This is a genomic window from Agrobacterium sp. MCAB5, from assembly GCF_052114365.1.
Classification (GTDB): domain Bacteria; phylum Pseudomonadota; class Alphaproteobacteria; order Rhizobiales; family Rhizobiaceae; genus Agrobacterium; species Agrobacterium tumefaciens.
Genome location: NZ_JBFREP010000024.1, coordinates 1 through 9,186, shown reverse-complemented (window position 1 = coordinate 9,186; position 9,186 = coordinate 1). Strand labels below are relative to the sequence as shown.

The 9,186-nt window shown below is 57.3% G+C and carries 9 protein-coding genes and 1 pseudogene; 2 read left to right on the top strand and 8 right to left on the bottom strand.

Annotated features, from left to right (window positions below; translation table 11 throughout):
• Positions 1–845: 845 nt before the first annotated feature.
• Positions 846–1,478, top strand: a complete 633-nt coding sequence (locus tag AB4Z23_RS26930) for a CatB-related O-acetyltransferase (protein ID WP_113073697.1) — start codon at positions 846–848, stop codon at positions 1,476–1,478.
• A gap of 90 nt (positions 1,479–1,568) precedes the next feature.
• On the opposite strand, the gene AB4Z23_RS26925 is transcribed toward AB4Z23_RS26930, so the two are convergent.
• The 7 genes from AB4Z23_RS26925 to AB4Z23_RS26895 all read right to left on the bottom strand — a co-directional run bounded on the left by AB4Z23_RS26925 (position 1,569) and on the right by AB4Z23_RS26895 (position 6,262).
• Positions 1,569–1,811, bottom strand: a complete 243-nt coding sequence (locus tag AB4Z23_RS26925; protein WP_112293145.1) for a hypothetical protein — start codon at positions 1,809–1,811, stop codon at positions 1,569–1,571.
• A gap of 8 nt (positions 1,812–1,819) precedes the next feature.
• Positions 1,820–2,692 (bottom strand): hypothetical protein, encoded by an 873-nt coding sequence (locus AB4Z23_RS26920; RefSeq protein ID WP_441361114.1) that lies wholly within the window; start codon positions 2,690–2,692, stop codon positions 1,820–1,822.
• Positions 2,689–2,991, bottom strand: a complete 303-nt coding sequence (locus AB4Z23_RS26915; protein WP_441361113.1) for a hypothetical protein — start codon at positions 2,989–2,991, stop codon at positions 2,689–2,691. Before AB4Z23_RS26915 ends, AB4Z23_RS26920 begins: the two co-directional genes overlap by 4 nt.
• Positions 2,992–3,000: 9 nt before the next feature.
• Entirely contained in the window at positions 3,001–4,227 is a 1,227-nt protein-coding gene (locus tag AB4Z23_RS26910; protein ID WP_112293142.1) for a type II restriction endonuclease, read from the bottom strand.
• Positions 4,205–4,681, bottom strand: coding sequence for a DNA mismatch endonuclease Vsr (locus AB4Z23_RS26905; RefSeq protein ID WP_112293148.1), 477 nt, complete (start codon positions 4,679–4,681; stop codon positions 4,205–4,207). The genes AB4Z23_RS26910 and AB4Z23_RS26905 overlap by 23 nt, the downstream gene beginning before the upstream one ends.
• Positions 4,681–5,922 carry a DNA (cytosine-5-)-methyltransferase gene (gene dcm / locus AB4Z23_RS26900; RefSeq protein ID WP_441361112.1) on the bottom strand — a complete coding sequence of 414 codons (1,242 nt, stop codon included), beginning with the start codon at positions 5,920–5,922 and terminating at the stop codon, positions 4,681–4,683. The genes AB4Z23_RS26905 and dcm overlap by 1 nt, the downstream gene beginning before the upstream one ends.
• Before the next feature lie 112 nt (positions 5,923–6,034).
• On the bottom strand, positions 6,035–6,262 hold the full coding sequence (locus AB4Z23_RS26895; RefSeq protein WP_441361111.1) for a hypothetical protein: 228 nt from the start codon (positions 6,260–6,262) through the stop codon (positions 6,035–6,037).
• 326 nt (positions 6,263–6,588) lie between these two features.
• Here AB4Z23_RS26895 and AB4Z23_RS26890 point away from each other — a divergent pair.
• Positions 6,589–7,119, top strand: a pseudogene (locus tag AB4Z23_RS26890) (GSU2403 family nucleotidyltransferase fold protein); the annotation flags it as partial.
• Between the two features lie 311 nt (positions 7,120–7,430).
• Here the strand turns inward: AB4Z23_RS26890 and AB4Z23_RS26885 are convergent.
• On the bottom strand, positions 7,431–9,095 hold the full coding sequence (locus AB4Z23_RS26885) for a type IV secretory system conjugative DNA transfer family protein (protein WP_441361110.1): 1,665 nt from the start codon (positions 9,093–9,095) through the stop codon (positions 7,431–7,433).
• Positions 9,096–9,186: the final 91 nt, after the last annotated feature.

Genomic DNA, 9,186 nt, shown 5'->3' with positions numbered 1-9,186 from the left:
TGTAAGGGTCGGCTTGAAGACACCCCGGTCCAGCAGCACGAGCCCTCGTACATAGGAAACCAACCTGCCCATGTCCGCTGCTACTGAACTGGCGGCGGCAGAAGGATGTGCACGAGTGTGTTCCCAAAAAATCAGCCCTGCCACGGATCGACAACGATAGCGCCGGTACCGTCGTCTGACTGTTGAAGACCTCGCCACAAAAGTCTCTACAAGCACCCTGCCTGCCAGAGATCGAAAGCGAGAAAAAGACGACGGCCTCGCCGTTACGCGAACATCACCCGGTTATATATCGGGCGCGGTAAACCTCGCTGGATGAGCGACGGCGCGCAATAAACTCCCGAAGGAGGGGGAGAAAAAAAGCCTTGCTGAACCACCCAACAGGTGGCTCTGGTGCTGGAACTCGTTCCAGGTAGCACGGACATGTTCAAGCATCGACTGTTTTATCTTCGAACAAACCGAACACGGAAAGGTTCACGTACCCTACGACGTGATCCACGCGCATTTCGACCTCAAAGCGACAGCCTGATCAGAGCGCTGATTGCTGCGCTCATCTCCACAAAACGGATATCATGATAATTGGAAGTCAACACCCCGCCGATTGGAAATGTAAGATCGGATCGCCTCCGACCTTCCATATACTCGCTTGCACGGAAGCGGCATATCGGAGAGGTCGCAGAGGGTAGATGTGTTCAACCACCGACGGTGGCCATCAAAACTATTCATCGGAGCGATACGCAACCCGTGATGGATTTCTCGGTCGGGAGAAAATAGCCTGACAGCGACAAAATCACCCGCGAGGTTAAACAGGATGCCGCTTTGGCCGGCTGGCATTCGAAAGGTTCTGTATGGCTCTTCTCGACGCAAATGCCATCCATCCGATTATGCTGCCCGACGGAACTATCTATCGGGACACGGTGTATCTGAAGAACGTCGTAGATCATCCGCGGATGGAGATCGGAGATTTCAGCTATTATACGCATGCTGGAAAGCCCGAAGACGCGGCCCTGATCCTGGCTCCTTATCTCGGTCATGGTGTGCGCGAACGACTGGTAATCGGCAAGTTCGTGCAGATCGCGAGAGGAAGCTACTTCATTACCAGTTCGGCGAACCACCCGATGACCGGCTTCACCACCTACCCGTTTCGTATCTTCAAGCCGGAGACCTTTGGTTACAAAGACCTGCCCATCAAGGACACGATCGTGGACCACGACGTCTGGATTGGCCAGAACGCGGCAATCATGCCAGGCGTTCACATAGGCGCGGGTGCGATTGTCGCTGCCGCTTCGGTTGTCGCACGAGATGTACCGCCCTACGCAGTTGTCGGCGGAAATCCAGCATCTATTATCCGAATGCGTTATCCCAGCGAAGTCATCGACGAATTGCTTGATCTCGCCTGGTGGGACTGGCCTATAGAGAAAATCGAAGCCAATCTGGCTGCGCTCAGCAGCGGCGACATGGCCGCGCTCAGACTGGCTTGAAGGTGAATGTACGGCATTTCCACAAGCGGGCAGTTCGTAAGATCATATGCCCGCCCTCGCGCCTGAAACAGTTCGCCAAGACAGGCACCTCTATTGCACCGGTCGATTTTTGCTGATGCCGTATCTGTTGCCGATAACGGCTCCCACGAGGGCCAAGATGACGGCCGCGGGGATGCCCGCAGCTCCACCCATAGCTGCGACACCGACACCACCAACCAGAAGACCGAAGAGAGCGCCGACAGCCGCGCCGATCAGCGACCATCGCGTCTCTGCAGGACGAGCCTTGGCAGCAGACACAACCTTCTTGGTTCCTCTTTCGATTTTGTCCTTCATCCCCGTGCTCATGCGTTCCGATAGTCCCACGCGAGCTTGATGAGGCTGCGCAGCGTGTCGGTTTTCTTCTCGACGTCGCCTTTCGCGAGCCGTACCCGATACAGGCCCCAACGGACGTTGTATTCAAGGGTTTCGATGCCAGCGGATTCGATGATCTGATCGATCTCTTCGGAGCGAGGCATCTTGAACTCGAAGCCGAGGTGACTGCGCTTGGGGCGGAAGGACACGAAGTTGTTGGGCTGCCCGTCTTGTGCGAGACCGATGTAGAACTTGTTGTACTTGAGCTGCAGGTGCGGCGCGATCTCGTGTACCAGCTCCAGCATCTTGTCCGCCATTTTCACGGTCGCTTCGCTGCCTTTCACCACCACCCAGTAGTTCCTGTCGGTCGGCGCCGCGGCGGCATCCTCATCCTCGTCTACGACGCCGCGCGTCAACTCGTCGATGACCTTCGTGAAGACGAGCGTGATCTCCTCGCCAACCTTGATAGCTTGCACCTGGATCGCGATGAGCGGGATCGTGCCGTTGAACAGCGAGATGACATTCAGGAATCGGCTGGTTATGTCCTCGGCGACGATGACGGCACAGTGGTCGTACTGAGGGTATCGTTTCCGCTCGATGTCCCAGTATTCGATGGTCCTGATGATATGGGATTCATCGGTCGGTCCGAGCTGCAGCTCGACCTCATAGCGGCGATTGGTATCGGGGTCTTGCAGCAGAAGGTCGAGGCGTCCTGCCTTCGCATGAATTCGCTCTTGAGCGCGGAGAACCAGGTCGCCCAGACCAAGGATGGAGGGATCTTCGGCGATCAGGTGCTGAATCCACTTCTCGGACATCTCCGGATGGTTCCGCATCATGATGCGCTCGGCTTTTGCGTACTTCATAGATCTTGCCCCGAATTGTTCTTGGCGTTGCCTCTTCGGAACTGCGAAGGTGCAAGCATGTGCATCGCATGGCCGTGCGGCCATCCCATTAAGAATGTCGCGTCGCCGAACTGCTCGCACACAAAGCGCAGCTCGACGGGCTCGTCCCGGATGATCCCGCCGATCTTCTCGGCCTGGACAATCAACAGGTCGCGGAGGCTGCCCGGCACCTCGATCATCGCCAGTTCGGCGAGCGGGTATCGACGATCAATGAATGGATAATCGACCCCTGAAAGGACGGCTTCAGGTATTCTCGCCACGGTCGTTCCTCATGCTGCCCGGACGTCGCCGATGAACTCTTCAAGTGTAATCAGATGAGGCCGGACGGCTTCCGGGTATGACGCATGGATACCAGAGGGCACCACAAGACGAACACCAGCCTCGACCATCTCGGTGAACTGGGCTTCGGAAACGCCCTCCTGCAGCGTCAGCAGATGCTTGGTCTGTATGCGATCGGCCTCATTGATGATCTGTCTCCAACGATCCTTGCAAGTCGTCTTCGCCGCCAACATCCGCAGTCGGTTCGCGGGAAAGGAGTTGTCCTGGTACGCCGCTACGCTAGGAAACAGGAAATCCGGGCGCTTGTTGACCTCGATCAGAGGGTTGTGGACGAACGCGGTCCCAAGGGCGAGACCTTCCTCCTCGAAGAGGGCCACCGTGTGATATTCCAGGGACTTCCCTGCCCGGGACTTGCGGCTTTGCAAGATCGTGTTCGCCATGCCTAGGAACCCATCGATCGAGTGGAAGCCCTCCTTGATCTTCGGCAACCAGGATGCCTCCTCGATTGACTTGAATATCTCGAACTCGCAGGCGCGGCGCAGCATCAGTCTGACATCCACCGGCATTCCTCTCGCGGGCCGTAGGCCGATAGTCTTCTCGATAATGTCTCGACCGGTCGGAAACGCAGTTAGCCACCCTTCCGGTATCTCGTCCGGCTGCAACCAGCACGTCGCGCGGCTCGGGATTGCCGTAAACAGGTCTGCTTGCGGATCCGAAATGCCCGGCCGCCAGATCACTGGAATCTTAGGCTCCACCGGCCCCAGACGCTCTTCGACGAAGTCAGCTTCCGTTCCTTCGCCACCGCAAACCCAGACATGGCATTCCGCCGGCGACGTCTCGGTCTCCACTTTGAAAGCGAACACCGCAAGCGCTCCGGTGCTGTCCGGGTCAAGAAGCGCGGACTGGGCGCCGCCGAAGCCTGTCAGCCTGGTTTCGTTTCTAGTGCCGCCGTGAAACTTGCCGTTATACCAGATCGCTCTGATGGTCCTGACCTCCGGGTGAGAGTCGAGGTACAACTCGAAAAAGGCGTCAGGCCTCTCGACTTCGGGGCGATTGATACTTGGAAGCACCTCAAAGAGCACGGGCTTCGGAATGTACGGCCCGGCCTGGTGACTCTTATTTGCCAAAGTGTCGTTGCCAGAAAGGCGCTTCGCGTACCATAGGTAGCCCGGCTTCCCGAACTCGGCCATCCAATCACTCAGGTCGGCTATCGCCATCCCGTATCCCCTCGATTTCCCCCATCGACTCGGTTGATTCGAGCCACGCTCGGATCCTGTCCACGACCGCGGGAAATGGCAATCTCGTTTTCCCTTTTAAGGCGCATTCCCACACAGTTAGATGTCGCCACCCCAAAGCTTGCAGTTCGCTGCGGACGCGGACGTCACGCTGCCTGTTGCCCTCGATCTTCGGTTGCCAGAAGTCCTGCCTGGACGATGGCATCTTGAAGAGGTGGCAGTCGTGCTGGTGCCAGAAGCACCCCTCGACAAAGATGACGGCCTTTCGTCCGGGAAAAACAAGGTCAGGCTTTCCGGGCAGCCGTTTGTCGTGGATGCGATACCGCAGGCCGAGCGCGAACAAAGCTTTCCGGATGGCGATCTCCGGCTTCGTGTTCTTGCCTTTGATGCCAGCCATCATCTGGCTACGCTTCTCGGGCGAAACGACGTCCGTCATCAGGCGCGCTTGAGAATGACTTCCTCGACCTCCTGATAGTCCAGGATGTACGGCTTCATGAGCTCGGCCACGGCCTTCACGGCCGGCACGGCAACCGAATTACCAAACTGACGGTAGGCCTGCGTATCGGAGACGGGGATCCGGAAGTCGCTTTCGCCGGGAGCATCAAAGCCCATAAGGCGTGCACACTCGCGCGGTGTCAGGCGGCGCGGGTTCCGGCCGTCGCCACGGTTAATCAGGATCTCGGAGCCGTCCTTATGATAACGAGCGGAAAGTGTGCGGGCGATGCCGTCCGGAGTGAACAGACCGAAGCCGAAGCCATTGCCGGCTGCTTTATGCTTGGCGGCGTAGGCTTGAAGGTATGCCCAGAGCTTGTCGGTCAGCGTGTATTTATCGGATACGCGACCGATGTTACCGTCCGTGTACGGCTTCTCAGGAGCTTCCTCGCCGTTTTCCGGATGGAGGATCGTCTTGAGGGTCGGCCCCTTCAGGACGTCAGGGATCTGCAGGTCCTCGAAGTTGAAGCCCTGATCCTGCCGGAAGCCGACAATGAATATTCGTTCGCGGTGTTGCGGAAGCCACGACTTCGCATCGAGTATCTTGCACTTGATAGTATAACCGAGCTGGTTTTCGAGGACGTCCTTGATAATCGCGAAGGTTCGCCCCTTGTCATGGTTGACCAGATTCTTCACGTTCTCTAGCAGGAACGCCTTCGGTCGCTTGACCTCGAGTATGCGCTGGATGTCGAAGAACAGCGTACCCTGCGTCTCGCAGGCGAACCCGTGCGCACGGCCAAGAGCATTCTTCTTCGACACGCCTGCCAACGAAAACGGCTGACACGGGAAACCAGCGAGGAGGACGTCGTGGTCAGGGACATCTTCCGCTTTCAGGTCGCGGATGTCGTCCCAGATCTCATGCTCGTCGTCAGGGTAATTTGCACGGTATGTCACCTGGGAATGCTTGTCCCACTCGCACGTGAATACGCACTTGCCGCCAATAGCGTCGAAACCGCGGCGCAGGCCGCCGATACCCGCAAACAGGTCGATGAACGTGAACGAGTGTTCCGACGGCGCGAGGCAGCGCTCCTGCCGCAGGGACTCGAGCTTATCGGTGATGACCTTCCGCGGTACGTTCTCGCCGGAATCCCAGCGGTAAACCTGGCGTTCGTTGTAGCCCAGAAGTTCGGCTGCTTCGGGCACGCTCAGACCGGCTTTCTGACGCAGAACGGAAAAACTTGTCATTGGTATACCTCGCACTCGCTGGGAGTCTTTCTGACATTTCGGCACGATTCTACCAATAGAACATAAAGGGAACATTAACAAGTTTGTTCCGCCTTAATGGGAGGCCCGTTGATCAGGCTGCGTCGATCGTCCAATCGGTCAGATCGAAATGTTGGTTGACCACCTCTTCGAGGGCTTGATCGAGGACTTCCTGTGAGGCGAGAAACGCAGCCAGATCCCGCGCGGCCTCTTTCTGATTTGACCCGTAAAGTGCCAAGGCAGCGCGCCGCAAGGGCACGATCAGAACCTGCTTCGACACCTGGCTGTCATTGGCTGCTTTCACTCCCGCCCATTCGAACATTACATTCCAGCTTTTCGATACGTTCATCGCAAACGACCTTTACCAGCTCGAGCAGATGCGCGGTGCGCTCCTCTCTCGAGAGAAAACATGCGTTGGCGCCAGATCTATCGATTGACTTCCTAATGTTTGGTTTGTGGTCGAAGGAGAGGACGACGGCTTTTCAGTTCGTCAATTTCCGGCCGTCCAAAGTTGCCGCCTCGACGGCCTAAATACGATGGAGCCGACGCGCACCATTGTCCACTCTCTCGATTGAAAACGAACCGATTTAGCCTCGCTCCATCGAAATCTGGCAGCATAGTTATAATGTTTTTGCAAATTCATTATAGCTGGATCGGGCGAAGAAGCAGATTGACCTCGTTTACGGAACGGCGTTCGCTGAACTCGCGCAGCGGACGTTCGATGCTCAGTTTCAGGCAGACTTTCCCTCGAAGGTCGGTTTGTTGCGGTTCCGGTCAAGGGCCGCAATCACTGGTATTTTGATCTCCCTACTCCCGAGGGTAAGGACAGGAGACGCTATGTCGGCCCGCAGGATGACGTCGACATCACGGCTCGGGTAAAAGCCCATAGGCAAGCCAAAGACGACATCCGGGAGCGGCGCAAGCTCGTCGGCATGCTGCTGCGAAGCGGTGGCATGTCCGCGCCGGATCGCTTCGCGGGTGAAGTGACCAAAGTTACTCGCTGACGCGGGCCTATTCCGTCTGAGGGCACTCCTCGTCGGTTCTGTGGCTTTCAGCTGTTACTCAGGCCTCCTTGGCGTTCGTCTCCCTGGTACCTCTATGCAAACAGGCGATGCGGACTTCGCGCAGGATTCGCGCATGACTAAACCATTCGATGAGCGCATTAGGAAAACTGTCTCAAACGTCTTTGGTCGAAAATGCTCACAAAGACCGCGTCGAGGTGTAAGGCGCGCACCGAATACGGTGCACGTCTCGTGTCACTACGAAGACGGGCTTGGCAAAAGTGAAGCTCTCTCCATCAGCCTCGAAGCTCTCGATTTTCTGCCGAACAGCATTAAGCGGTCGGACTTTGATATGGCCGAATAACTTGCGTTCGCGAACTGCGTGGCCAGTGAATTGCGCGCAAATTGCCTTCACAATCAAGATAGCCGGAGGGCCGCGCATACAAGGATTTGATGGGTTGCCGAACTGCCTTTTTACCGCCATTCCCGTTAAACTGGGTCGAACATCTCCCTGAATTCCGGATCGGCAAAGTAGGCAAGCTTTTCAGCGAAAATTGGTCGTTGTCCGGCAAGGAACAGCAATTGTCCGTGCGCCGGCAGATTGCGCACCTCATCAGGGGTGAGTAGCGGCCGGCCGGTATGTTGCTGGCTGTAGGAGATCCCGGTCTTATCGGAATCGAGCGCTCTCGCCATGGTCTGGAACACGACCGTCTCCTGTCCGAGCAGATCAGAGATGAGGCGGGCGCTGTCATGATCGTTGACGCCGAAGACCTGCAGCACGCSGGCGTTYGACAGGAARGTTCCGGCGCGRTGACCGTATGTGGCACGCAGCTGATGGATGTCCTGGAGGATGGGCCAAAGCTGGACACCATAACCCGCCATCAGACCCATCGCGCGCTCGACTGGTGCCAAATGCCCAAGGGATGCGAACTCATCGAGCAGATAGAGAACCGGTGTCGCCGGCTTTGTCGGATCGCGGGCCATTTCGAGCAGGCTTTGTGAGACAAGCAGTCGCAGCCAGCGCGAATAGGTCGAGAGGCGATCAGGAGGAAGCACGAGGAACACCGTCACATTGCTGCGCGTGAGATCGGCAAACCGGAAATCCGAGCGGCTAAGGACTGCCGTCATACGCGGTGAATCGAGAAAATGCGTATGGCGTTGGGCTGCGGACAAAACGCCTGCGGCCTCACGATCGGATTTTCCGAGGTGGCGGTTCGCGGCGCGGGCGACAAGACTTCTCGCCGCATCGCTTTCCTGCATACGCTTGAGCAGTGCTGCGAACTGTTCAGGAGCAAGGGTCAGATACTCGCGGAGTGTTGCGAGGTGCCTGCGTCTCAAAGGTTCAGATGCAACGATCTCGAGCAACAATCCGGCAATCAGTGCTTTTGCCTCCTCGTTCCAATGCGCCTCGCCTGCCATTCCCGGCTCGTCGAACACGAGAGCGTCGGCAAGGGTGCTGGCGTCGTCCGCGACATCGAGGCTGTGGGGATCAAGCAGGGCAAGAGGATTGAAGGCTGCCGAGGATCCACCGGTGACCCCGAAAGGATCGAGCACATGAACCGGSCCRAAYTTCTGGCGMGCACGACCGGTGATTCTTGCATTCTCACCTTTCGGATCGACGCAGATCACGGAACGGTCGGCGGTCAGCAGATTTGGGATGATCGTGCCGACACCCTTGCCGGTACGGGTCGGCGCCATCGTCAGGAGATGGGCCGGGCCATCATAGCGCAGGGGCTTAGCCGATTTGACATCACGACCGATCAACAGGCCGGAAGCGGATGAGGTGAGAGCAGCTATCTCCTTGTCTGTCGCAAAGCGGGCGGAGCCATGGGTATCATCGTCACTGTCCCCGAAATGCAAAATCAGTGGAGTGGTGATGAACCAGAAGGTGATAACGGCAAGCGCCAGCAGGGTTAAGAGACCTGGGATGATGTAGACAGGCGAGCCTTGAGCAAAACCCAGTTGCTTGAGGAAATGACCACCACCCATGCCGATCACAAACGTGACGAAGAACAGGATGAACATCAATCCGAGGAGCCGTTTCCAGATCCGGAAGGGCATGGTGATYAAAGCCAGAAATGCCCAAAGCGGATCACGCGCGGCGGCTCGCATCATGTTCTTGAATGCGTCCCGAGAAAGTCGCAACCGGTTCATGGAGCGCCCTGCCCGCTGTCGCCATTCTCTGCTGTGCCCGTCAGTCCTTGTCCGATCAGATCGGCAAACAGCGCCTTGTCATTGTCACGCT